This window comes from Chitinophaga filiformis (assembly GCF_900102545.1).
Taxonomy (GTDB): domain Bacteria; phylum Bacteroidota; class Bacteroidia; order Chitinophagales; family Chitinophagaceae; genus Chitinophaga; species Chitinophaga filiformis.
In genome coordinates this window covers 1-24,982 of the sequence record NZ_FNBN01000014.1, presented here as the reverse complement: position 1 = coordinate 24,982, position 24,982 = coordinate 1, and the positions used below count along the sequence as shown (strand labels likewise).

General features: G+C 46.4%; 18 protein-coding genes. 8 read left to right on the top strand and 10 right to left on the bottom strand.

Translation table 11 applies throughout. The annotated features are described in order from the left end of the window. Positions 1-213: 213 nt before the first annotated feature. The 3 genes from BLR32_RS32145 to BLR32_RS32135 form a co-directional block, all read right to left on the bottom strand. Complete coding sequence (locus tag BLR32_RS32145) at positions 214-1,638, bottom strand: SusD/RagB family nutrient-binding outer membrane lipoprotein (protein WP_089838513.1); 1,425 nt, start codon at positions 1,636-1,638, stop codon at positions 214-216. Positions 1,639-1,650: 12 nt separating this feature from the next. After that, entirely contained in the window at positions 1,651-4,779 is a 3,129-nt protein-coding gene (locus BLR32_RS32140; protein ID WP_089838511.1) for a SusC/RagA family TonB-linked outer membrane protein, read from the bottom strand. A 331-nt stretch (positions 4,780-5,110) separates the two neighbouring features. After that, positions 5,111-6,571: an OmpA family protein gene (locus BLR32_RS32135; RefSeq protein WP_176842504.1), complete on the bottom strand. Its 1,461-nt coding sequence runs from the start codon at positions 6,569-6,571 to the stop codon at positions 5,111-5,113. A gap of 86 nt (positions 6,572-6,657) precedes the next feature. Here BLR32_RS32135 and BLR32_RS32130 point away from each other — a divergent pair, with 86 nt between their 5' ends. Next, a complete protein-coding gene (locus BLR32_RS32130; protein WP_089838507.1) occupies positions 6,658-7,020 on the top strand; it encodes a DUF1304 domain-containing protein in 363 nt (120 codons plus the stop codon). A gap of 145 nt (positions 7,021-7,165) precedes the next feature. Here the strand turns inward: BLR32_RS32130 and BLR32_RS32125 are convergent, their stop codons facing one another. Both BLR32_RS32125 and BLR32_RS32120 read right to left on the bottom strand, forming a co-directional pair. Continuing rightward, positions 7,166-9,310 (bottom strand): alpha-galactosidase, encoded by a 2,145-nt coding sequence (locus BLR32_RS32125; RefSeq protein ID WP_089838505.1) that lies wholly within the window; start codon positions 9,308-9,310, stop codon positions 7,166-7,168. A 161-nt stretch (positions 9,311-9,471) separates the two neighbouring features. Next, entirely contained in the window at positions 9,472-10,215 is a 744-nt protein-coding gene (locus tag BLR32_RS32120) for an SDR family NAD(P)-dependent oxidoreductase (RefSeq protein WP_089838502.1), read from the bottom strand. 96 nt (positions 10,216-10,311) lie between these two features. On the opposite strand from BLR32_RS32120, the gene BLR32_RS32115 reads away from it, so the two are divergent. From BLR32_RS32115 to BLR32_RS32095, 7 genes are all read left to right on the top strand, one after another. Then, complete coding sequence (locus tag BLR32_RS32115) at positions 10,312-10,668, top strand: winged helix-turn-helix transcriptional regulator (RefSeq protein WP_089838500.1); 357 nt, start codon at positions 10,312-10,314, stop codon at positions 10,666-10,668. A gap of 43 nt (positions 10,669-10,711) precedes the next feature. Next, positions 10,712-12,046, top strand: coding sequence for a hemolysin family protein (locus BLR32_RS32110; RefSeq protein WP_089838498.1), 1,335 nt, complete (start codon positions 10,712-10,714; stop codon positions 12,044-12,046). Positions 12,047-12,148: 102 nt separating this feature from the next. Beyond that, positions 12,149-14,665 (top strand): YfhO family protein, encoded by a 2,517-nt coding sequence (locus BLR32_RS32105; protein ID WP_089838495.1) that lies wholly within the window; start codon positions 12,149-12,151, stop codon positions 14,663-14,665. A 640-nt stretch (positions 14,666-15,305) separates the two neighbouring features. Beyond that, a complete protein-coding gene (locus BLR32_RS32100) occupies positions 15,306-15,503 on the top strand; it encodes a hypothetical protein (RefSeq protein WP_089838493.1) in 198 nt (65 codons plus the stop codon). A gap of 57 nt (positions 15,504-15,560) precedes the next feature. Next, on the top strand, positions 15,561-15,728 hold the full coding sequence (locus BLR32_RS34200; RefSeq protein WP_176842503.1) for a hypothetical protein: 168 nt from the start codon (positions 15,561-15,563) through the stop codon (positions 15,726-15,728). A gap of 65 nt (positions 15,729-15,793) precedes the next feature. Continuing rightward, entirely contained in the window at positions 15,794-15,946 is a 153-nt protein-coding gene (locus BLR32_RS34195) for a hypothetical protein (RefSeq protein WP_176842502.1), read from the top strand. A 65-nt stretch (positions 15,947-16,011) separates the two neighbouring features. Continuing rightward, positions 16,012-16,512 (top strand): coiled-coil domain-containing protein, encoded by a 501-nt coding sequence (locus BLR32_RS32095; RefSeq protein ID WP_089838491.1) that lies wholly within the window; start codon positions 16,012-16,014, stop codon positions 16,510-16,512. 95 nt (positions 16,513-16,607) lie between these two features. On the opposite strand, the gene BLR32_RS32090 is transcribed toward BLR32_RS32095, so the two are convergent. The 5 genes from BLR32_RS32090 to BLR32_RS32070 all read right to left on the bottom strand — a co-directional run. Continuing rightward, entirely contained in the window at positions 16,608-18,380 is a 1,773-nt protein-coding gene (locus tag BLR32_RS32090; RefSeq protein ID WP_089838489.1) for a M23 family metallopeptidase, read from the bottom strand. Positions 18,381-18,717: 337 nt separating this feature from the next. Then, positions 18,718-19,692 carry a sugar phosphate isomerase/epimerase family protein gene (locus BLR32_RS32085; protein ID WP_089838487.1) on the bottom strand — a complete coding sequence of 325 codons (975 nt, stop codon included), beginning with the start codon at positions 19,690-19,692 and terminating at the stop codon, positions 18,718-18,720. 170 nt (positions 19,693-19,862) lie between these two features. Then, on the bottom strand, positions 19,863-20,174 hold the full coding sequence (locus BLR32_RS32080; protein WP_089838485.1) for a hypothetical protein: 312 nt from the start codon (positions 20,172-20,174) through the stop codon (positions 19,863-19,865). A gap of 135 nt (positions 20,175-20,309) precedes the next feature. Next, entirely contained in the window at positions 20,310-21,440 is a 1,131-nt protein-coding gene (porV, locus tag BLR32_RS32075) for a type IX secretion system outer membrane channel protein PorV (RefSeq protein WP_089838483.1), read from the bottom strand. Between the two features lie 56 nt (positions 21,441-21,496). Next, a partial coding sequence (locus BLR32_RS32070; protein WP_143011667.1) for an Ig-like domain-containing protein occupies positions 21,497-24,982 on the bottom strand: 3,486 nt, incomplete at its 5' end.

The following is a 24,982-nucleotide window of genomic DNA, read 5'->3' as shown; positions in this document are numbered from 1 at the left end:
TTCCGGATCAGATCATCCATAGTACCAATAGTATACGACTATACTACGATCCTTAATCTATAGGCTCTGTAGTCCTACATTAGGCCTACCGTTCTATAGCCATCGCTATACAACAGTGCTTATAATGCTATAGTACGGAGCCTATAGGTTATAGATCGCACCGAATAGGTACCGAATATATACCAGAGAAGCCAGGGGGGCGTTATTTCAACCTTACTTATCCCACCAAAGATGATCCGCCAGTGAACCAACTGCCGGCACATTCTCCCCGTTGCGACTGGTTTCTGATGTAGGATACCCGACTCTTCTGATGAAAGTGTTCAATTGGGCATTCGTGGGCAACTTGAAGTCCTTGTACTTATAATCAAACCGGCGGGCATCTGTCCAGGTTTCCGGCTGCAGGAAGGTTGCGACGTATTTCTCTTTGAAGATCAGCTCTTTAGTAAATGATGCAACACCCACTGCAACTACCGGATTGCTCAAATAAGCCTGTTTAGCCGCAGCAGCGACCCCGACCTTATCCATATTGGCAGCAATACCATCCAGGTATGCCTGGTAAGACCTGGCCTTATCTGAGCCAAAAGAGGCCTCTGCTTCGATGAATTTCATCTCGGCATAGGTGAGCATCAATAATGGGGCTCCGCCCCGGGAATAGTACCCATTTGGCGATAATGCGCATGCTGAGTTGTCGGTACCAGAGCCGGTACGTCCCACACCGTTCACAGTGCCCCTATAATCGCCGAAACGGGTCGTGTCGGTAATAAGGGGAAGGCGGGGATCAAAAACGCCGTAAGTGGTCCCATTGAGGGCATTTACAAAGTTAGCGCTCAACCATCCGTCCAGGGTACCGCTGGCGTTATTCTTAGCCACCCCGTTCCAGAGGCTCAGGCTTTCAAACCGGGTTACCTGGGCATCATCGGCATTGCTGGCGTAGGCATTCCCCAGCGCTGCAAGAATAGCCGCCGGGGCATAGTTCGCCTGTTTGCTCATCCGGTTCAGCAGACGGGCTTTGAGGGCATAGGCTGTTTTGATCCAGGCAGCTTTATTCCCCCCGTGTATGAGGTCATTGCTGGCTTCAAGGGTTACCTGAGGGTCCGGCAGGTTGAATGCTGCTACTCCCTGGTCTATCAGCGACAGGCAGCTGTCATAAATGGCCCTTGCTGAGTCGTATCCCGGCTTCAGGTTTTCGCCCTGACTCCATGCCTCGCGGTAGGGTGCATCACCAAAGAGATCTACCAGCATGCTCATGTTGAACGCCTCCAGGATGTCGGCCACCCCAAGATGTTCATAAGCGTTACGTTCAAGGGCCAGTTTCTTCATCTGGCGGATATCAGTGACATTCAGGTAGATATATCTCCAGGTAGTACTTCTGTCTACGTCGTCGTAGATATCGGAACCACTACCGGCATTGGGAGATGCGAGTTGCTGTACATAATAGGAAGTGATATTTCCTACAGAAAAAACATCCACTGCCGATTGATAAGTCACTCCTGCAAGCAAACCATTAATAGGCGGCTTTTCTGTCAGATTGGGATTGGTCTGGTTTACATCCAGGTATCCTTTTTCACAGGCTGCCAGCGAGAACAACAGTCCTGCAGCCAGCGCCATTGTATATATTTTGCGATGTGTGCGTTTCATTGATAGGCTGTTTTAGAATTGAAGGTTTACGCTGAAAAGGAAACTGCGTGTAGCCGGATAAGTAAATCCAGAAAATGCATCCGATGCGTTATTACCTGCCGAGGAGGAACTTGTTTCAGGATCGAAGCCGGTATACTTTGTATGCAGCCAGAGATTATTACCTGTGAATGATACCGTAGCTCCGCTGATCGTCCTGGTACCACTCAGCCACTGCGCTGGCAAGGTATAAGATAATGATGCAGATCGCAATCTTACCCAGGAGGCATCTTCGATAAAGTTTTCACTCGCGCCCCTGTAATAGTTCCTGTAAAAACCAGCGCCGTAATCTACCCCATCAGGACCTTTGGCCTGGCCGAGGTACACAGGTTTGGTATTAGGTGTTCCGTCGGCCAGTACACCATTGAACACGATCGTCTGATCGCGGTTCTCCGTCACCTTCGATTCGCCAAACGCAGCCAGGAAGTTGGACAGCTGATTGTATTTGTAATTGCCATGGCGTACATCCAGCAACAATGAGAGCGACAGTTGTTTGTAGCGTAAAGTCTGTGTTGTACTACCGATCCACTTAGGCAAGCTATTACCCAGGTAGCGCTGATTGGATGCATCATCCAACACAGGGAAACCATTGGCTCCGATCAGCATTGGAAGATCTTTACGAAGCGTGATCTTATCATCCACTTCGTTACCATAATAGCGTTTGTAAGTCCTGCCGTACAGTGCCCCGTAAGACTGCCCCGGAACCAGCTTGGTCGTCACACTGGAACTGAGGTAACCAAATTGTGTAGAGATAACGATCTGTCCCAGGTTATCATTCAGCTTTTCTACCCTGTTCCTGTTGGTTGAAAAGTTCACCCTGAAATCCCAGCTGAAATCTTTTGTGTGTACCGGCATAGCAGACAATGTCACTTCCAGTCCTTTGTTATTGATCTCACCGGCATTGACATAAGCCTTGTCAAAACCTGTGGTAGGAGAAACGTCTACAGGTACCAGCAGGTCTTTACTCTTCTGCTGATAAACGGTCACTTCCATGCCCAGCCTGTTTTCCAGGAATCTCAGCTCAGTACCTGCTTCCAGCGTCTGGGTAAATTCAGGGCGAAGATTAGGGTTGCCTAAAGTCCTGCTCTGGTAGAACGGAATGGTTGAACCCAGGGAAAGTCCTGTTTCGAATCCGTTCGTGATCGCGTAGGCATCTCCGTCTTTACCGATCTTCGCATAAGACACCTTTGCCTTACCATAGCTCCACCAGCCGGGCAGTTTAAACTGATCGCTGAAGATATAAGCCAGGCTCACAGAAGGATAAAAGTAGCTACGGTTGCTCAGTGATAAAGTGGAAGTCAGATCATTTCTGCCGGTCACTTCCAGGAACAGGTAGTTGTTCAGTCCCAGGGTCAGGTCGGCAAAGTAACCATAGTTCCTGTAGTCCATGATGTAGGAATCAGCAGTGACACGTTTGGCATTACCTAAGAGGAAGAGATCAGGTACGACCAGTGTATCTCCCATAACGCTGTTCCTTCTTACCCGCTGATCCCGCAGGTCATGGCCCAGTTTCAGGTCGATGGAATACTTTTTATTGAAGGTATGCGTGATGTTGGCCAATAAAGTAGATGTCAGGTTACGGCTACGCAGGTTATACTCATAAATGAAGCCGTATTCATTGTCATCAAGGTTCGGCGCTTCTCCCACCAGTCCCATTGGACCGGGCGCCTGATGTGTTCTGCCATCCGTATAGAAATCGTTCCCGATGCGATAAGAAAAATTAAGCCATTGTACAGGCTTATAGCTAATGAACGCACTGGTGATAGTACGGTTCACATTATCCCTGAACTTGTTGGTTGATAAGGTATAGATAGGATTGTTCGTACCAGTGCTGTAAGTCTGTTGTGTACCATCGGGTTTCACATAGTCTTTCATGTTCCAGCGGGGCGACCAGTAAATGATCTGCTCACCATAACGATCGGAATTTATCCTGTTACCACCTGAGTTGATATAGTTGAGCGAGGCCCCTGCACTGATCTTATCGCTGATCTTAAACTGTGTATTCAGGCGTGCATTATAGCTTTTGTAATCACTGAAAGGGATTACACCATCCTGGTTGAAATAGGACATAGATCCCATTAACTGTGCTCTTTCAGAACCACCGGTCAGGTTCACCGTGTGACGCGTTTGTGTACCGGTTTCGAAGGCCTGCTTGTAATTGTTATACAGTTGTGCCGGATGAGTATTATCCAGCTTTCTCGCCTCATCTACAGTAGGACCAAAGGTAGGCCAGAAGCTGGCAGGGTCATATACACCAAGGTAGCCCTGCGAAAATCTTGATTGCACATCCGGTGTTTTATTTACTTTGTCCAGGCCGTACATACCGCTGTAGCTCACCTGCAGCTTGCCGGCTTTACCGGATTTGGTAGTAATCAGAATTGCTCCATTCGCGGCGCGGATACCGTACAACGCTGTTGCCGCTCCGCCTCTGAGAACGGATACACTTTCAATGTCGTCCGGATTGATATCACTGGCACGGTTACTCATCCCCCTGGTTTCAGCATCACCGGTAGTGTAAGTGCTGTTATCTATTTCCACGCCATCTACAATAAACAGCGGCTGACTGCTTCTGTCGCTCGCAATGGAATTAATCCCCCTGATAATGATGCGGGAGCCCTGACCCGGGCCACCTCCGGCGCTGGAGATCTGTACCCCGGCCACCTTTCCCTGTAGTGCGTTCACCACGTTAGATTGATGATTCACGTTGAGATCTTTGCTTTCTACCTGTTGAATCGTGTAGCCCAGTGCGCGTTTTTCTTTCTTTACGCCAAAGGCAGTCACGACTACTTCGCTCAGATCTTTCTGGGAAGACTGCATGGTGACGTTGAGCGTTTCACCATTTCCAACAGGCAGTTGTTGTGTGCCATAGCCCACGTAAGAGAATACCAATGTAGCATTGTCGCCGGTGAGGGTTATTGCATAGTCGCCGGCTGCTCCAGTAAATACATGGTTTTGTGTGCCTTTTTCCAGTACGGCCACTCTTTCAAGTGGCTGCCTGTTTTCTCCGGCAACTACCTGTCCACGCACTACCCTCCCTTTCTGGGCAAATGCGGTAGAACAGACAGCTAATAGCATGACCAGCGTCAGCCCTGTAAAAAATTTCATAAGCTGTAAGTTTAGAATAAGTGATGTGAAAAAAGCATGAAAATTCAGGCTGTCCTTGTTGGAACAGCATGGTTTTGTCCGATAGTGCAATAAGTTACATCCGTTAACAGGTTACGAACCATAGAGTCTCATCGACATAAGCAATTCTTCCTTATCAGATTTTGGTTAAAACAAGCAGTGTTATATTCCTATATTGGACAAAATATAAAAACAATCATTCTTTTACAAGAATTTCATATATCATTTTAATTATAATCTGATTGTCGGCAAATGTGAGTACTGAAGCGGAAAGCGTGGGTCAACACATCAACCGGGCATTCAAAGGAAAAGATTAATCAGGACTATAAAAAATGATGATCTCTACCCTGCGATTCCTTCTTCTTCCTTCAGCAGACTGATTGGTAGCAACCGGTTGACTTTCACCTGCGCCATTGATCTGTCTGATATCATTTCCAAGACCATGTTCCTGCATGTAGTGGGCTACTGCATTTGCACGTTTGACGGAGAGCGTGTTGTTATATGCGGTAGTGCCCGCATTATCCGTATGACCGCTTACCTGCAACTGTATACTACCATCACGGGGTATCTTTTTCATGAGGCTGTCCAGTGAGCTGTAGAACTCCGTATTCAGCTCGCTGCTGTTGAATTTGAAGAGGATATCAGGAATGATAAGGGTATCAGGGCGTTGGGCCACCTTATGGGGACGGCTGGTATCTTTTGCGACAGGCGGACGACAAATAATCATCTCCACACGGTTATTGTCGCCTGCAGCGTTGCCTGTTGTATCATAACGGGGATGTTGCTTGCCGACACCCTGCACTTCGAAGTCCTCAAAGCTATATCCTTCGTTATAGACAAGGTAATTGGCAACGGCTTTGGCTTTATCCGCAGAAATGATCTTATTGAATTCATCTGAAGCAGTCTGCCATGCATGACCGATCAGCAGTATATGGGTACGACCGCCAGTCCGGTAATTTTTCAATGCTTCATCTATCTGTTCTTTGTAACGGATATTCAGGCTACTTCTATCTGCGGTAAACAAATCATCCTTCAGGATAATGGTATCACAACCTGTGGGGCTATCCAGGCGACGAATAAGGCTACCGGCTGCGATGAATTTTTCGGGAATAGTATGCCGGTGACGTTCAGAATAGAGATCCACGAAGATATTGTCCTGTCCGGAGCAGGCTACCTGGCCATCTACAGGTGTAATACTGACACTATCGATAAATAGTTGTGCGTTTTTATAACCACCTTTCTTCTCGGGAGGTCTGAAGTTGCCTATAATCAAATGCGTGGATGCGCTTGTTGCCACGTAGGTCTTTTCCAGTATATACCAGGGATGATTGAGGCGGAACAGCTTCTTCTCTACGTCATTTTCAGTCAGTTCTGTGCTGGCCGGAGCAGTCAGGCAGATGGCATTTTCGGTAAAAATGAAGGCGGTATCAAAGCGGATGCCGGCGCGTAAGGGGTAGTTGTCGGTGTTCATATACAGGCGTATCCTATATGCCCGGCCTTTTTCCAGGGGACATAACAGGCGTGTCTGGATATATACCCTGGTATCGGGGTTATCACGACCTTCCTGCAATAAAGAAACATGGTGCTGCCCCTGAAGGGCGGAGCCGTTACACAGATATTTCATTCTGGCAACCTCCGGGGCCACAGAGAGCCAGGCAGATGGGGCACAGGGCGCTGTATATTCCGTACAGATATTTACATCTTCGAAAGAGGCATTCAGCACCAGGTTCTGGGCCATCGTGCGTGTTGTACAGCACCAGCAAATGAGTATCATTCCGATACTTTTTCTAACATAGGCCAGCATGCACGTGGAATTAGTTATATCTTAGTCCATCGAAAACCTACACTAAATTACTACTTATGTTGCTCTTAATTAAATTTCTCATTGGCTTTTGCGCCCTGGAGCACCTCTATATCCTATGGCTGGAGATGTTTGCCTGGACCACACGTGCACCAAAGGTCTTTAAACAGCTGCCGGCACACCTCTTTGAACCCACTAAAACACTGGCCGGTAATCAGGGACTTTATAACGGCTTCCTTGCCGCAGGACTGATCTGGTCATTCTTTATAGAAGATGCAGAATGGTCATTGAAGGTCGCCGCTTTCTTCCTGATCTGTATAGCGATAGCAGGCATTTATGGTGCATTGACCGCAGGCAAGCGTATCTTCTTCGTACAGGCATTGCCGGCGCTTATTACCCTCGCCCTGATGCTGTTCCTCTGAGAATATTCTGCTTCATTTACGAAAACGAGCAGTGCTATGGGTTTCATGCGCTGATATGATACCTTACAGCAGTGAATAACAGGTATGATAAATATTGAGAGCGCCCGCTACATAAAGGGCGCTCTTAAATATCTGGCTGTAAATGTTATATGCCAGTCAGTTCAAGCACCATACTGGATAATTCTCTTCTTCCGGATACCGGTAAGCCCACCTTCATCAGATAATCTCCCGTAAACACTTTTCCGTTCTCTTTCCAGTTGCTGGCTTTTCCATCAGCGGTATTAATCTCTTCTACCTTGTACTGTTTTGTGGCATTCAGGCCTTCAAACCGTACGTTCGGGAAGCTCTCTCCATAACGGGTGTGCAGGTTGTAGGAGAATACCACAGCTTTATCCTTTACATCATTTACATACATCAGCACGGCCCTGTTTTCCTCATATGGTGATATGAGGCGGTATAGGTCTCCATGACTGATAACAGGGTATAAACGCCTGTAATTGTTCACCGCCTGCTGACTGAAAGCCAGTTCCTCCGGTGTGAATTTATCGACGTTGATATCATATCCCAGGCGGCCCATCATAGCTACATCGGTACGGTACTTCAGGGACTGTTTCCCCCAGGAAGTCACGTGACAGGCAATCGTAAAAGACGGAAAGAAATAAGAGTAACCCCATTGAATGAATACCCTTTCAAATGCGTCAGTATTATCGCTGGGCCAGAATTCGGTGAAATAGGGCAATGCGCCATAATCCACACGGCCGCCGCCACCGGAGCAAAGCATGATGGGAATATCTTTATATTTAGCTCTCAGGCGGCCCAGTACTTTATACAGACTGCGTACATAGTCAATGTACAGGGCTGACTGATTATCTTTCAGGTAAGGCGACCACGCATTGGTGATCATACGGTTACAATCCCATTTGATATAAGCAATGCCGGGGTTAGCCGTCAGCATATTGTCCAGTACTCCAAATACAAAATCCTGCACTTTAGGGTTCAACAGGTCCAGCACCAGCTGATTACGGAAATAATCTTCCTCACGGTTAGGCAGTTTCAGTATCCAGTCAGGATGTTTTTCATACAGTTCGCTTTTAGGGTTGACCATTTCAGGCTCTACCCAGATACCGAATTTCACACCTTTGGCAGCAGCTGTTTTCACCAGGTAGCCAAGGCCATGAGGCAGTTTTGTCCTGTTTTCCTCCCAGTCACCTAAGGAAGTTTTATCGTCATTACGGGGATATTTATTGGCAAACCATCCATCATCCAGGAGGAAAAGATCTGCCCCTAGTTTCTTTGTATCATCAAGCAGGTTTGTCAGTTTCTCTTCATTAAAATCGAAACCTGTTGCTTCCCAGTTGTTCAATAGTATCGTTCTGGGAACATCCCCGTTTAATACACCCCATTTATTGGCCCAGTGATGGAAATTACGGCTGGCAGTTCCTCTTCCGGTATTAGAATAGGTAAAGAGAAAACCTGGTGTTATAAATGATTGATCAGGCTGTAGTTTATACTGCGATGCGTAGGTGTTCATGCCTGTCACCATGCGTAGGGAGTTATGTTCATCTACTTCAAAGGCGAAGCGGAAATTGCCTGTCCATGCGAGGGTACCCGCAATCAGTTCACCATGTGTTTCTGTGGAAGGCTCATTCAGGGACATGAAAAAGAATGGAGACTGGTACATATCGGCCCTGGTACCCAGTTTGGTATCAAGGATCTTTGTACCGCTGGTCAGTTCATTATCCTTCATTTTAGCTTCTTCCGCCCAGTCGCCGTGGAAGTTGGTCAGCCAGTATCTGCGTGCATCGAAGTGCAGCATGGAAGAGGCAAAATTATTCAGTGTAACGGGACCTTTCTCCTTATGGCGGATCTCGGTCCAGCTCCTGAAAATATCATCTTTCCTGTAACAGTCAACATGCAGCAATACCTCAAAAGGGTACTGCGGATCTTTCAGCGTAATCGTATACGCAGTTACACCTGAAACAGCTGAATCTACTGATAAAGAGGAATATAAGAGTTCCAGTGAGGGATTTCCGTCAGCATGGGTCACGCTGACAGCAGGTTCGAACAGGTTGTTGATACCGGCAGGAATATAGGCTTCATGATTCCCTTGTGGCAGGTCATTATTTCCTGTCAACCTGCTTCCCAGGTAACTCTGGAATAACTTTCCTTTCGGGTCAACAGAGAAGACTAGCTCGGTATGGTCTGTAGTTAAGGAGATTTTCTTCATCTGGGCACTGGCGGGTTGCAGGGCCAGTGTGGCGACAAAAGCGATCGCGATCTGTTTGATCATAACGTTGAATGGTTAATATTGGCTCATAAGCTATAATTTTTTTTTGAAAGATTACAATTTTCAGGAATGAATGTCAGAGACCGTCTGTAATGAACAGAATAGGGACGTCACTCTATTCTGTATCATTGGGTTAATACCACATTGAAGGCCGTATCCTTTTATCAGATGCTAAAGCCACCGTCTATTGTCAGGAAGGCGCCCGTGATAAATCCGCTTTTCGGGCTTGCCAGGAAGCTTACGATGCCGGCGATGTCTGATACATGGCCATAGTGTTGCAATGCCATCATAGAGCGGACCATGTCGGCATGCGCGCTGTTAGCCGGGTTCATATCAGTATCTATCGGACCGGGCTGCACGAGGTTCACCGTAATGCCTTTGGGACCGAGTTCCCTGGCCAGTCCTTTTGTAAAGCCTTTCAGTGCAGCCTTGCTTGTTGCATAAAGCGTGGCGCCGGGACCAGCTACACGGTCGGCCATATTGCTGCCGATACTGATAATCCTCCCTCCTGCTTTCATGTGTTTCATGGCGGTAATCGAAGCCATATATACAGCCTTCACATTGATATCCATCATTTCATCATAATCCGCCGCCGTTTGCTCTTCCAGTGGTTTCTTTTCGTAGATACCGGCATTGTTCACCAGGATGTCTATTCCTCCGAGTTTACTGGCTACTTCTTCCACAGCAGCTGTTACCGCGGTATCGGAGGCATTGTCTGCCGCCAGGGCAAGTACCATTTGACCAGTTGATTTCGAAACCTCAGCAGCCAGCTGCCGGGCCTTTTCAGCAGAACGGACATAGGTAAATGCTACATTTGCGCCTTCTTCAGCCAGTTGTTTTACGATGGCGGCGCCCATGCCACGGCTGCCACCAGTCACTAATGCGACCTTGTTTTCAAGATGTTTCATAATAACTATTTTTCTTAATTGTTTGTAAAAGTAAAGCGGTAGCGTTAATTTTACAGGTACTGACAAGATTATTAAGTACTGACAAAAATGTAAGTAATGAGAAAGGAAAGCTCAACTAATACATTGAACAGGAATAAGATACACGTAAATTGCGGGATGGCTTATACGCTCGATCTGATTGGAGGAAGGTGGAAGCCAACGATACTCTGGGCGCTCCTGGGAGGTAAATTACGGTATAGCGAACTAAAAAAGAACATTCCTGATGTATCCGAGCGCATTCTTGTATTGCAGTTACGGGAGCTGGAAAAGGACGGGCTGATTAAACGGCTGGTATATGCGGAAGTGCCGCCAAGAGTGGAATATGAGCTTACAAGCGACGGTCAGTCTATGAGACATATGTTGCAGATCATTTCTGATTGGGGTGACCTGCATAGACCTAAACAGGCAAATTAGTACTATCTTAAGAATCCTTAGTATAAATTAAGACACATCATACATGACATTAGACATATTTTTCACCATCTTCCTGGTACTGCTGAACGGATTTTTTGTGGCAGCAGAATTTGCGATTGTGAAAGTCCGGTCCTCGCAGATAGAAGTCAATTCCGGCCGTAGTAAGACGGTTTCGCAGATGGCCAAAAGTATTGTTAATAACCTGGACGGTTATCTTGCAGCCACCCAGCTGGGAATCACCCTTGCCTCACTTGGATTGGGCTGGGTAGGCGAAAAAGTGACTACAACACTGATCATCCAACTTTTTCAGGCATTACATCTCAACCTGGAAGAAGCAACCGCGCATAAAATAGCCATTCCCTTTGCCTTCCTGAGCATTACCATACTGCATATCGTATTCGGGGAACTGGCGCCTAAATCACTGGCCATACGCAAACCGGTGCCTACGACCTTTACCGTTGCGCTGCCGCTGAAATTGTTCTACGTGGTGTTCAGACCTTTCATCTGGATACTCAACGGTCTTGCCAACGTGATACTGCGCATGGTGGGTATCCGCCCGGTGCATGAGCATGAAGACATCCACACGGAAGAAGAGCTCCGCGTGATTATCGCTGAAAGTCACCAGGGAGGCGTGATTGAAGAAACCGAGAAAGCACTGATACAGAACGTGTTCAACCTGGGCGACCGCCAGGTATCTGCCCTGATGACACCCCGTAATGAGGTGGTATGGCTGGACATTACGGACGATCCTGAAGTAAATAAAGCCAAGATCCTTTCACAGAAACATACGGTTTATCCTCTTGCAAAAGAGGACTTGGATCATACGACAGGTTTTGTGTATTCCAAGGACCTTCTCAGTGAGAATTTCAATGAGGTGATCAATAACCTGGACAGTATCAGCCGGAAACTGCTGGTAGTGACTGTTCATAACAGGGCTTATCAGCTGCTGGAGCTGTTCAAAAGAGAACGTATCTACCAGGCAATGGTAGTGGATGAATTCGGGTCTATCAAAGGTCTGGTTACCATCAACGATATCGTGGATGCGCTTGTAGGAGATATCTCTGAAACAAATGAATTTGAGTATGAGGTGATCCGCAATGAAGATGGCAGTCTGCTGGTAGATGGTCAGTTGCCATTCGTAGAGTTCCTGGAGTTGATGGGTATAGACGCTGATCCGCAGAAAGTAAATATTGCCAATTTCGTAACGCTGGGCGGATTTATATTAGACAGGATGGGTAAAATTCCAACTACCGGTGATAGTATCAGCTGGAGGAACCTGAAGCTGGAAGTGATTAAAATGGACCAGCACCGTATTGCAAAGGTGCACATCTGTAATGTGCAGAAAGAAAAAGATAAGGAAAAGGAAGAAGAGAAATAACTCTTTCCTGTAGCAGATAGTAAAAAGGAGCGCTGTAATAAACAGGGCTCCTTTTTTATTTAAACTATTTCTATATTCACTATTCATTTACATCACATCGTTATGATCACCCGTTTGAATACTTTGTTGCCACATGCACTTGCTATACTAGGGCTGTTGGTGCTTTCTGTTATCTATTGTAAGCCGGCCCTGAATGGCAAAATACTCAGCCAGAGTGACAATGCGCAATGGCAGGCAATGTCCAGGGAAGCCATGCAATTTAAGCAGACGCATGGTGTAACCCCATTGTGGACGACCAGTGCATTCGGCGGGATGCCTACCTACCAGATAGCGATGGAAACGCCGTATACTTTTACCGGTTACATTCCGGCAATCCTGACCTTCGGATTACCCAAACCGATAGATGTCTTGTTCCTCTCTGCGCTATGCTTTTACCTGTTATGTATTGTGCTGGGCACTAATTCCTGGGTAGGGTTTGTGGGAGCGGTAGCGTATACCTATGCCAGTTATTCGCCTATTATTATCGTGACGGGGCATGAAACCAAGATGCTGGCACTGGCCTATCTGCCGGGGGTAATAGCAGGCTTTGTGCTGATCGTACGTAAAAAATATCTATTGGGAACGGGTATTATGGCGCTGTTCCTTACTTACCTGGTAGGCGCCAATCACCTGCAGATCACCTATTATTTCTTCCTGGTGCTGGCAGTGGTTGCTATCGTTTATACAGTATACTGCATTGTTCAAAAACAATATAAACATCTTATTATCAGCGGACTGCTGACCATACTAGCACTGGTGCTTGCACTGGGATCCAATGCACTCACCTTATGGACGACCTATGAATATTCCAAAGAGAGTACCCGTGGCGGCACCTCGGAACTGACGCCGCTACCGGGAACATCAGCAGATAAAAGCAAGGGGGGATTAGACAGGGAGTACGCTTTCCGCTGGAGTTATGGCAAATTTGAAACCTTTACTATGCTGGTGCCAGATATATATGGCGGCAGCTCTTCCGGAGCATTGAGTAACAGCTCAGAGACATATAAGAAACTGGTATCGATGGGCGTACCGGAACCCAGTGCGCAGGAGGCGACCAAACACTGGAATCTTTATTGGGGCGATCAATCTGTTCTGGGTACTTCCGGACCTGTATATATGGGCGCCGTTATTTGCCTGCTGGCATTACTGGGGCTTTTTGTTATCCGGTCATGGCATAAATGGTGGCTGATTGCCATCAGTGTTTTGGGTATTTTACTGGCCTGGGGCAGCAATTTTTCAGTGTTCAACTATTTTATGTTCGATCATTTCCCGATGTATAACAAGTTCCGTGCACCATCACAGGCATTGATCATTACCCAGCTTTCATTTGCCGCATTGGCGGCGCTCACATTGCAGGAGCTGATCAGTGGAAAGTTGTCGCGTGAAGAGCTGCAGCGGAAGTTGAAATGGACAGGAATGATCATTGCAGGCATGCTGTTGGTGATCTATGCAGCATCCTTTGGGGCCAGGTTTACAAATGCCACCAACGATGCTGGGAATCCCGGTGGAGATGATGTATTCCGTTCAAGGTTGACGCAAATGTTTGCGGGTAACACGCAGGCAGCAGATGAGCTGATGACAGCCCTGTATGTGGATAGACAAGACCTGTATCATAATGATGTATTGCGGACTGTAATTTTCACAGGCCTCGCTTTTCTGCTGTTATGGTTATTCCTTAAGAACCGTTTTAATGCCACCTGGTTGCTGGCAGGCATTTCGCTGTTAATTGTGGTTGATCTTCTGCAGGTCGACAACCGCTATCTGAATGCAGAGAGCTTTATAGACGAAAACAGCTACAGTCAACCGTTCCAGGCGTCAGAAGCAGATCAGCAGATATTGCAGGATAAAGACCCTTACTACAGAGTGTTGAATCTCACGGCTTCCCCATTTGAGGATGCAATGACGTCTTATTTTCATAAGAGTATAGGCGGTTATCATGCGGCTAAACTACAATTGTATGCTGATCTGATTGAGCGGCAGATCAGTCGTAATAATATCAGCGTGCTTAACATGCTCAATACAAAATATGTGATCGTACCTGGAAATGACGGGCATCCTGTTGCGCAGAGAAACCCTGATGCATTGGGTAATGCCTGGTTTGTAAAGCACATCCTGTGGGCGAAGGATGCGGACGCAGAGATGAAAGCGCTTGATCATCTGGATACAAAGGATTCCGTGGTGATAGACCAGCGATATAAGGCGTTGATTAAAGACAATCCGTCTTTTGATTCTACTGCGACTATCAGTCTTATTGCAAACAATCTGAATGAGATTAGTTATAACAGTATGGCAAGTACTCCGCAATTTGCAGTGTTTTCTGAGGTGTATTATGAGCAGGGCTGGCATGCGTTCATTGATGAGCAGCCAGCGCCTTATTGCCGCGTAGATTATGCATTGCGTGGGATGCAGGTACCAGCGGGGAAACATACGATCACATTCCGATTTGAGCCGTCATCTTATTATACCGGCATTAAACTATCAGTATCAAGTTATATAGCAATGTTATTGCTGCTGGCCGGAAGTGTGGTGATGAATGTGGGAATGAACAAAATGAACAAGGGAAAACCGAAAAGTGTTTAATACTTTTGAGGGGTAATAAAAAACCATTGTTTGTTTATGATAGAAATTATCAATCCGCCATAGGATAACTGTGTTTATCTTCCGGATAGACACAGTTATCTTCAGGATAAGTACAGTTATCTTAGGATAGACACAGTTCCATACCTTTCTGATCGAAGGGTTATAAAATTTGAAAGGTTATTACTTTTCTGATTGAAGCCAACCATTATTCATGTGAAAACTGTTTTTATGATAATGCAGAAAATACCTGCTCAACTACCGATATTATTTCCGGGTACCGAGCAGCAGCATCCTAAAAAGAGAAAGAGCAGAAAGCGATACCCACGCAATGAGGTTGTATCAAAGCCTGCTTAATATCGTTGACCTATTGATTTGTTTGTAGACGTCCCGACTACGCATTGCCGCAATCAATCTTTTGCTGGCATCATCACACCCTAATAATTGAAATTGTCACAGTGCCTGTTTTACCGCGAGGTAAGACGGATGAGGATTTATTGCCCTCGTTGTCTGGCACTGGAGGACGGCATTTTAAAGACTTGTTAGCATGGAGGTTCTGTTTACCGCGGGTAAGCGGGAAGGGAGGTCTATTGTCCGATATATTATTTTCTAACCAATCATTTATTTAAAAAAAACAACTTTTATGATCATGGAATTCACAGTTAAAGCTGATCCAGCACAACCAGTTCAGGTAGTAGTAAATAATGTAAATATTAACATTATAACTCCTACGGAGGAAGAGATATTCATTATAAGAGCAGATGCATTCAAAGGAGAAACAAAGAAGGAGGAGGAGAAGACTGATGCGCAACCGACTAAGGAAACTGGAACGGAAGACTAATCCGTAACAGGATAGAGATCACTTTTAATCAATCATTTTGCAAAAACATGTTTAGTTATGGAATTAACACCGGGGACTGACATAGGTCAGCATGTAATAGCACTATTGACCAATATGGAGGCCGTAATGATCAATATACAAGCAATCCTAACCAGGATGACAGAAGGGTCTGGAAATGCGGGACAGAAAACCAGTATTGAACCACACACGGGAACGGAAGACTAATCCTGTATCGGGTTTAGTGAGACTCCACTTTTTAACCAATCATTTATACAAAAACATTTTTTACTATGGAATTTAGAATTGGAGCTGATACAATGCAGCGAATACTGGCACTGCTGATAAAGTTAGAAATGACGATGGCTGCTGTTCTTGACGCAATGGAAATGATGGGCGCAAAAGCTAGTGCTGAACCACACGTGGAAACTCGTAAGGGGGGCTAGATCTGTATCGGGCTTAGTGGGTTACCATTTTTTAACCTATCATTTATACAAACATCTTTTTTGTTATGGAACTTACATTTGGAGCTGACGCAGTCCGGCATATAGTAACACTATTGACTAATATGCAGACAACATTGGACAATTTGGGAGAACGAACGATTAATATGGAGGCCAGATTGACCAATATAGAGGCAAAGGTAGATGCTCTCACACTAAAAGTGGAGGTACTGGCGGTAAAAGTTGATAAACTTACCGATAGAGTGATAGCACTGGAGAAGAAGGTGGATATGCTTACAGAAAGAGTAGATGCACTGGAAACTAACCTGAATGATTTCCGAAATGAAGTCAGGGAGGAATTCAAGGTAATGGGAGAAAGGGTAACCGTCGTGGAGAAAAAAGTAGCGATGATAGAATCAAGGCAGATAGACATTGAACAAAGGTTTACTGCAATGGAGATCCAGATGGACAGCCGGTTCTATTCATTGGAATCACTCATTGACAAAAATGTCGAACCACCTGGGGCCAGGAAGAACATTCCAAGACAGGCACCGAAAGGTCGCGACTGACATAATAACAATGTGGTCAAAGCACGACATAAACGTGAACAAATAGGAAACGCCGTCCTGGCTCTCCAGGACGGCATTTTTATACCGGTATGAGTTTACTTACTCCATACGGCGCTGAAACGTTCATTGTCGTCGTAATTCTGCACCTTCACCAAACGTAATCCCTGAGACGTAAACTGGTTAAATTTGGATTGATAGTCTGCGGATGTCATGCCGTAATAAGCAGCGTAATTATTCTTTTTAGGACGCCATACGCCTCCTACCTGGCTGCCATTCACACAGATGCTCTTTAGCTCCCAGTTAGGATATAATTCGTTGAACTTATTATTGAAGTCCGTTGAGTTCATACCGTAGTACAGATAGAAGCCATTGTCGTTAGGTTTATTTACAAAAACCGCAGCATGCAATCTTTTGCCACCAACTGTATAGTCCACATGTTCCTGTACATGCCATTTCTTGCTGGTAACATATGTATTCCATGCATTATTAAAGCTGGCGTCATCTGCATTGTGGATAGAATAAGCTGACTGGCCGGCAGGGTTCTTTTCCCAGATCACAGAAAAACGTGGGTTGCCGCTACCATCTTTCGTTACTGATATCTGACGGGGACGCATACCTTTTGCGTTGTAGGTGTTAAAATAAGTTTGGTAAACCGCGCCTGTCATATAAAAATGTGTGTACCACTCTCCTGATAATCCCCACTGAAAGGAACCGGCAGCATACAGATCGCTACCATTGCGGTCAACGCTTACTGTCTGTAATGCCATGCCCATACCGGTGTAGTAAGACCAGAATTTGTTTACAATATTCAGTGGTACATTATGGAAGCTGGGGTAAAACGGCGCAAATAAGCGGGCATAAGGTGTTACTGATTCGAGATCATAACAGCTAACGCCACTGTGATTATAGGTACCATATGGATCTACATTCACCCATTCGCCACTGTGACCGTTGCGGGTGTCCAGTACAGCTGTTTCAAAGTGCAGGTGCACGTTGAATGATTTTGTATTTGGATTTGTCAGCGTACCGTCGTCATTAAGGATTACACCAATACCACCGGAACCGGTATTACCTGAATAAGCGAGGAACTGTCCGGCCTGTACATAGTCATCCTTTTTGACCTTAATAGTCTGGCTGTTGGTACCCCAGCATAAATTACTGGTAGTGCCATTCTTTGCAAATGCTTTATACTTGGCGGTTGGAGAGTTTTTAGCCAGCGCTCTGTCATTATCGTATCCGTTACGAAGATGCAGATAGCGGCTACGATATTTAAATCCGTCAAGTGCGGTGTGTTCGATAACGATAATGTTACCACCACCATTTGACCAATATACATCAATGACCTTACCTGGAGCGATGGCATACACACCAAAAGTGGGGTCTTCGTTAGCGTCGACCGAAGTTTTGCCATAGTCAGTGGCACGGTGAATATCTTTATTACCGTCGTTGTTTTTATCCCAATTGTAGTAAAAGCCCTGCCAGATACCTACGCTGCTGCTTTTGTAAGGCAGGTACAATGGCATATGCGCTTTTACGCCATCATATACCGGATCCATGCCTTCTTCCACGATGGGAGCAGCACAGCTACTACTTCCGGCACGCATCATTACGATGCCGGGAGCATCTGCTTCTGTAAATATCACTTGTTTGGCAGCACTGATTTTTCTTGAAGGGGTCACTGTCCTTAATCTGCTGCTTACAGGCTTGTTACTGATCTCGTCGCCATCCGGTCCATCCGGAGCTGTCATGGTTGCTTTTTTAACACTTTTGTAGAGTAGTTCTGGTGCTTCTCTTTCTTCTTTTTGAGGGTCCTGCGCAAATGCCTGTATACATAAAAGTACGGCTGCTGCTGTCATTGCGATTTTCATAATTAGTAATTTTTTCGGGGTGAAAATTTTTATGGAGGCAAAGTAAGAGCATCGCACAAGAAAAGAAAAATGGCAATTCCTATCTGGCAAGAATTGGCAGGTAAATGGTACTCCTGATAAAATAAAAGGCGTTATAAACTCTCAAATCGGCCACCATTGCGGGAAATACGTATTCGGGGGCCTTTCAGGAACTACGTAAATCCTGCGGGTTATAGGGGTGCTGAAGGAATGGAATGTCCGCAGTGGCAGCAATCTGCCTGAGAAGACTGCCATATCCTGAAACAAACAGGGGCAGATAATCATATCTACCCCTGTTTATCCTTAATGCTATATGTTCTTAAGCTTTCAGCAAATTACTTTTCACATATCCGTAACTCTTCTTAATACTTTCAAACGGATCAATAGTGATCTTGTCCTGTTCTACGAAAGCATATTTCACGCCTGCTAAGCTGGCATTGGCAAAGATGTCTTTGAAATCAACAGCGCCGGTGCCTACCTCTGCGAATTTCACATGAGGCAGGATCTCCATGGCGGTTTTATGATCTGCATCACCGCCGGCAATTTTCTCTGTAGCTGATTTATCAATGTCTTTCACATGCCACATGGAGAAACGGCCGGGATATTTTTTGAATAACGCTACAGGATCCACATCGGCTTTAATGGCCCAGAAGAGATCCAGCTCAAAAGTTACCAGAGAAGGATCGGTTCCTTTCAGCATGAGCTCATATCCGGAGGCTTTTACATCGGGCAGCTGTCTGAATTCCCAGTAGTGATTATGATACCCGATTTTCAGGCCAGATTTCTTAGCCAGCTCCCCTGCTTTGTTCAGTTGTTCTGCAATGAACTTATAGTCATCAGCAGTCATCTTATCCCACAAACCCACCGGAGGTACCGGTACAACAAGATATTGCTGTCCCAGTTCATTTGCAATGCCGAGTTGTACTTTCAGTGCTTCATCACTCCCCTTTCCGCGGGTCAGGTAATCGTTCAGCTGATAGTGTCCACTGTGGGTGGCGAGATTGTTGTCTTTCAACAGGGCCTTCAAACCTTTAGGATCCAATCCCCAGAACTGTTCCTTCTGATCAGGCGCTTTATAACCGTAGAATGTCTCAACATGGCTATAGCCGGTTTGGGCTACCTTCTCAATGGTGGTTTTCACGTCTTTTGCCAGCTGGTCACGCAGGGTATATAACTGGATGCCTATTTTGTTAACTGTATTTTCGCGGGCTCTGCTGAAAATACCAGATGGGTTGATCATAACACCGGCGGCTATCAGGCCAGCCTGTTGCATAAATTGTCTTCTTGAACTCATGTTTTTTGTGTTTAACGTGGCACGGTATGACAATGAAAATACAAAAAAACAATCACCACAAGAAAAGTATAGGAGGAACGGTTAATTTTTGCGCAATTCCCTTTCCCGGAAAACGAAAAAGGGCGTATCTCCCGATACCCCCTTTTGTATTTCATATGCTGTAATAATTCTTAAACGAAAATCCGGAAATAAATGAATACCAGCGCAGCAATAATAGGACCGGCAAAAGCAAGCCATCCCCTTTTAGGCCTTGGCAAAGCATTCAATGTTGGCAACAATTCATGGTTTACCTCATAGAGCTTGTTGTCTGTCTTACGCACACACCACTGTGACCCAATGGGAAACATTGGGATATAGTACAGATGTGCATATTGTTGCCTGTATTCGAATTGTACCACCCCTGGAACTTCAGTGTGTATACCGATTTCCGACAGCTGAACAGCCTTTACTTTGAAACTGTTGCGTCCATAAATGAAAATCATAGGTTTTGGGTTTAGGTTTAGGGAAAATGCCGATTAGGTATAACAAATATAAATAATTTAAATAAGAAACAAATGGCCCGCCGGGAAGACGAGCCATCATAGGTAGTGGATATATAGGACAGGGATAAAGACAATCTATTTCCAGGGAAGGTCCACGGTAGCGCCAAAACGCAATGTATTGGACAGTGGGCTCCTGGTGGCGCCACTACCGGATGGTACTATGTAGGCGATATTGATCATAGCCGAACCATATTTATACCCAACGCCAGCGGTCAGATAATTACGGTCGCCATGGTATTTATCTTCATAGAAATAGCCAGTGCGCATGAAAAATTGATCCTTATAACTGTATTCGCAGCCCAGGGATATCTGGAAGGATTTCAAGCCGCCGTTGGCACTGCTAAAGGATTTAAACCAGCTTTTCACGACACTGTAGTCGTAATAAGAGGCAATGCCTGCCGAATCATTTGGAATGACAGGTGTCAGCATCTTATTGAGATCGAGGCCGAAAGTGAATTTATGGCCTTCCTGCATCGGCAGATTATAAGCTACCCCTGCTCCAAAATTGGAGGGCAGGTATTCTTTGGCAGCGCTGTTGTTACTGTAATTCACTCGTGAGCCCAGGTTGGTAAGCGTAGCGCCGGTTACCAGGCCCTTTCCTTCTTCGTTCACCGCGTTGTAAGTCATGGAGATATCCACTCCGAATGCATTACCGGCTTTGTAATTGACTCCAGAATTGTTGGCGTTGCCGCTGGCCAGTTTTGAGTAGATGTAACGTGCCGCCAATGCAAGACTCAAGCGGCTTCCCAGCTTACGGGCATAGCCTCCTTCTAGTGAGAACTCCCGGGGACTGGAACTACCCAGCGGATTACCGGAAGCATCTGCAAACTGGATATTGCCCAGGTTAAAATACCGGAGTGCCCCGGTTATTGCCTGGTTATCATCCAGTTTGTGATAACCACTGACAGTAGCCAGGTAAATCTTGTTACTGATTGCTCTCAACCAGGGTACATAGGAAACAGCTACACCATTTGGCGCTTCTGCAAAGACAATCTTAGACAAATTATAGAAGGGCGCGTTAGCATCCGCCTTTGTGGCAATGCCTATTTCTCCCATTCCACCGGCACGGGCATCCGGAGATATCCTCAGGAAAGGTGCGGCAGATGTAGCCACATTAATAGTTTTCTCCTGTGCATGTGATATAACGGGCAGAACTGTTCCTATCAGAAATACCAGTGCTGCAGAACGGAAACAGAAACGTATCATCTCAATTGATTTATGTAGTCCCGGCAACACAGGCTGGTTGCCGGGATTATCAGTTGTTATCTTGCTATTACGACCGTAGTGTTAAAGCTGTGGTCTTTCATCCTGATGTACAGTACGTAAGTACCGGAAGGAACACGCTGTGTATTGAAGGTCAGTATGCCATTCTTCACAATACCATCCTGCTGCAGCAATACCTGACCTGCCATACTTGTCATCGTATAAGTAACCTCTCCGAAATCAAAGCCGTTGAAGCGTACGTTCACTACATCAGATGCCGGCATTGGATAGACGATCTCTATACTCATTCCGAATTTTATACGGAGAGCCAGGGTACTGGAAACCGCATTACCATTACCAGCCATGTCAGTTGCCTTGTCCGCCGGAACGTTCACTGTCATTATCCCGTTTTCGAGTGGTACAATAACCACATCATAAATGCTAGGCGACAGTTGTTTGATTTCCTTCACGGTACCATTGTTAACATTGATATCTGTTGCTTCGAAGCCTATCACATCTTCAGAGAAGGTAAACGTAAAGACTGCAGGAGCATTCAATGGTTCTTTGGCCCGTGTCAACAGGGATACATCCGGTCTGGTGAGATCCACGGTCATTACGACCTGGTTACTATGCCCACTTTCATTTCCTTCTTTATCGGAGGCGGTGACAGTGATGTTGTGCGCACCTTCCGTCAGCGCAGGATCATAAGTGTAAGACCAGTCGCCATTAGCGTTTACCTCAGCCGTACCGACCGGCTTGTCATCGGTATACACAGTGATTATCGTACCTGGCTCTCCTCTACCGGTGATCCTTGGAGTGCCGGTATTTACGAGACCCGGGATATTTATACCAGGTAATACCGGTGCTGAAGGAATACCCGGCGCCATTGCATCGATCGAGAAGGAAAGCGGGCCGCCTGGCAAGCTGGTATTGCCCGCTGCATCGGTAGCTGTCGCCGTGATTGCATGAGCGCCCTGAGATAAACCAGGATTGAAAGTATAGGTATAATGCCCGCTGGCATCTGCTGTTGTAGTACCAGCTACGACCCCATCTACATAGATTGTTACTGTGCTGTTAGGTTCTGCCGCACCTGAGATCGTTGGTTTAGTGGTAGTGATCACACCATTGTTGCTGGTTGTTTCCAGTACGATGGTCGGAGCAGCAGGTGCTTTGGTATCCACACTGAGGCTCAGCGGTGGTGTCTGTGCACTGGTATTACCTGCAGCATCTGTAGCGGTTGTGGTAACGTCGTGGTTACCGTCGGCCAATGCCGGATTAAAGGTATAGCTATAGTTACCGTTATTGTCTGCGGTTGTTGTACCGGCAGGTTTACCATCTACATAGACTGTTACGGTGCTATTCGGTTCTGCTTTACCGTTGATAGTCGGCGTATTGTCGTTGGTAGGTGATTTATCGGTCGTAACTGTTGGCACAGCTGGCGCCTGTGTATCGATCACGATGGGCAGCGCCGGACTTTGTCCGCTGGTATTACCGGTGGCATCTGTCGCTGTCACGGTGATATCGTGTGGTCCGTCTGCCAATGCAGGGTCAAATGTATAAGTGTAATGACCGCTGGCGTCAGTTTTTGTGGTGCCGACAGGTTTGCCATCTACGTACACGGTTACGGTACTGTTGGCTTCTGCGTCACCTTTGATAGATGGCGTGGCATCATTAATGATGCCATTTGTGCCACCGATCAGTTGAGGCGCAGCTGGCGTTGCCGGAGCAGCTGCATCAATGGTGATATTTAAGGCCGGGCTGTGTGCGCTGGTATTACCGGCGGCATCTGTTGCCGTTGCGGTAATAGTATAGTTACCGTCAGCCAGGGACGGATTGAACGTATATGTATAGTTGCCGCTTGCGTCTGCCTTGGTGGTGCCAGCGACGTTACCACCCAGGTAGATCGTCACCGTACTGTTAGCTTCCGCAGTACCGGTTACGGTTGGCGTGTTATCACTGGTAGGTGTTTTGTCTGTAGTGATGGTTGGTGCCTGAGGCGCCTTCGTATCGATAGTGATATTCAGGGTAGCGCTTGGAGCACTCACATTACCTACAGCGTCTTTTGCAGTAGCGGTGAATGCGTGGGTACCATCGGACAGTGAGGCTGGCACTGTGAAGGTGTATTTACCACTGGCATCAGCTGTGGTGGTTCCTGCTGCATTGCCATCTACATAGATTGTGACAGTGCTGTTGGCTTCTGCTGTACCGGTTACAGTTGGCGTGTTATCATTGGTTAATGTCTGTGCAGTAGTGATAGTTGGTGGCGCCGGGGCCTGTGTATCAATAGTGATATTCAGGGTGGCGCTTGGTACGCTAACGTTACCTATTGCATCAGTAGCTGTAGCTGTGAAGGCATAAGTACCATCGGACAGCGGTACTGGTACCGTGAATGTATAGTTGCCACTGGCATTAGCGGTAGTTGTCCCTACTGCGTTACCGGCTACATATATTGTAACAGTACTATTAGCTTCCGCAGTACCGGTTACAGTTGGTGTGTTGTCACTAGTCAATGTTTGAGCGGTAGTGATAGTCGGTACAGTTGGCTTCTGCGTATCGATAGTGATATTCAGGGTAGCACTTGGTGCGCTGACATTACCTACTACGTCTGTAGCAGTAGCGGTGAATGCATGTGTGCCGTCTGAAAGTGGAGTTGGCACGGTGAAGGTATAGTTACCAGTAGCGTTAGCTGTGGTTGTACCTACTGCATTGCCGTCTACATAGATAGTTACGGTGCTGTTAGCTTCTGCTGTGCCGGTTACAGTCGGTGTATTATCACTAGTCAGGGTCTGAGCCGTGGTGATAGTTGGTACTGTTGGCTTCTGAGTATCAATAGTAATATTCAGTGTTGCACTTGGTGCGCTGACATTGCCTACAGCATCTGTAGCTGTAGCAGTGAAGGCATGTGTGCCGTCAGACAGTGGCGTCGGAACGGTGAAGGTGTAGTTACCAGTAGCGTTAGCTGTGGTTGTACCTATTGCATTGCCGTCTACATAGATAGTTACGGTGCTGTTAGCTTCTGCGGTACCTGTTACTGTTGGCGTGTTGTCACTAGTCAGTGTTTGAGCGGTAGTGATGGTTGGCACAGTGGGCTTCTGAGTATCAATAGTGATATTCAGGGTAGCACTTGGAGCGCTAACATTGCCTACAGCATCTGTAGCGGTAGCGGTGAAGGCGTGTGTGCCGTCAGACAGTGGCGTCGGCACGGTGAAGGTATAGTTACCAGTAGCGGTAGCTGTGGTTGTACCTACTGCATTGCCGTGTACATAGATAGTTACAGTGCTGTTAGCTTCCGCTGTACCTGTTACAGTTGGCGTATTATCACTAGTCAGTGTTTGGGCTGTAGTGATAGTCGGTACTGTCGGTTTCTGCGTATCGATGGTGATATTCAGTGTTGCACTCGGTGCGCTGACATTACCTACGGCATCAGTAGCGGTAGCTGTGAAGGCATGTGTACCGTCAGTCAGGGCTGTTGGTACGGTGAAGGTATAATTTCCACTGGCGTTAGCAGTGGTTGTACCTACGGAAGCACCATCTACATATATAGT

What these genes read in the sequence shown, in the direction of transcription:
- BLR32_RS32115 (WP_089838500.1), top strand. Translation starts at nt 10,312, where the DNA reads ATGAGAAAGGAAAGCTCAACTAATACATTGAACAGGAATAAGATACAC.
- BLR32_RS32080 (WP_089838485.1), bottom strand. Translation starts at nt 20,174, where the DNA reads ATGATTTTCATTTATGGACGCAACAGTTTCAAAGTAAAGGCTGTTCAG.
- BLR32_RS32105 (WP_089838495.1), top strand. Translation starts at nt 12,149, where the DNA reads ATGATCACCCGTTTGAATACTTTGTTGCCACATGCACTTGCTATACTA.
- BLR32_RS32130 (WP_089838507.1), top strand. Translation starts at nt 6,658, where the DNA reads ATGTTGCTCTTAATTAAATTTCTCATTGGCTTTTGCGCCCTGGAGCAC.
- BLR32_RS32110 (WP_089838498.1), top strand. Translation starts at nt 10,712, where the DNA reads ATGACATTAGACATATTTTTCACCATCTTCCTGGTACTGCTGAACGGA.
- BLR32_RS32120 (WP_089838502.1), bottom strand. Translation starts at nt 10,215, where the DNA reads ATGAAACATCTTGAAAACAAGGTCGCATTAGTGACTGGTGGCAGCCGT.
- BLR32_RS34200 (WP_176842503.1), top strand. Translation starts at nt 15,561, where the DNA reads ATGGAATTAACACCGGGGACTGACATAGGTCAGCATGTAATAGCACTA.
- BLR32_RS32085 (WP_089838487.1), bottom strand. Translation starts at nt 19,692, where the DNA reads ATGAGTTCAAGAAGACAATTTATGCAACAGGCTGGCCTGATAGCCGCC.
- BLR32_RS32140 (WP_089838511.1), bottom strand. Translation starts at nt 4,779, where the DNA reads ATGAAATTTTTTACAGGGCTGACGCTGGTCATGCTATTAGCTGTCTGT.
- BLR32_RS34195 (WP_176842502.1), top strand. Translation starts at nt 15,794, where the DNA reads ATGGAATTTAGAATTGGAGCTGATACAATGCAGCGAATACTGGCACTG.
- BLR32_RS32135 (WP_176842504.1), bottom strand. Translation starts at nt 6,571, where the DNA reads ATGATACTCATTTGCTGGTGCTGTACAACACGCACGATGGCCCAGAAC.
- BLR32_RS32095 (WP_089838491.1), top strand. Translation starts at nt 16,012, where the DNA reads ATGGAACTTACATTTGGAGCTGACGCAGTCCGGCATATAGTAACACTA.
- BLR32_RS32090 (WP_089838489.1), bottom strand. Translation starts at nt 18,380, where the DNA reads ATGAAAATCGCAATGACAGCAGCAGCCGTACTTTTATGTATACAGGCA.
- porV (WP_089838483.1), bottom strand. Translation starts at nt 21,440, where the DNA reads ATGATACGTTTCTGTTTCCGTTCTGCAGCACTGGTATTTCTGATAGGA.
- BLR32_RS32100 (WP_089838493.1), top strand. Translation starts at nt 15,306, where the DNA reads ATGATCATGGAATTCACAGTTAAAGCTGATCCAGCACAACCAGTTCAG.
- BLR32_RS32125 (WP_089838505.1), bottom strand. Translation starts at nt 9,310, where the DNA reads ATGATCAAACAGATCGCGATCGCTTTTGTCGCCACACTGGCCCTGCAA.
- BLR32_RS32145 (WP_089838513.1), bottom strand. Translation starts at nt 1,638, where the DNA reads ATGAAACGCACACATCGCAAAATATATACAATGGCGCTGGCTGCAGGA.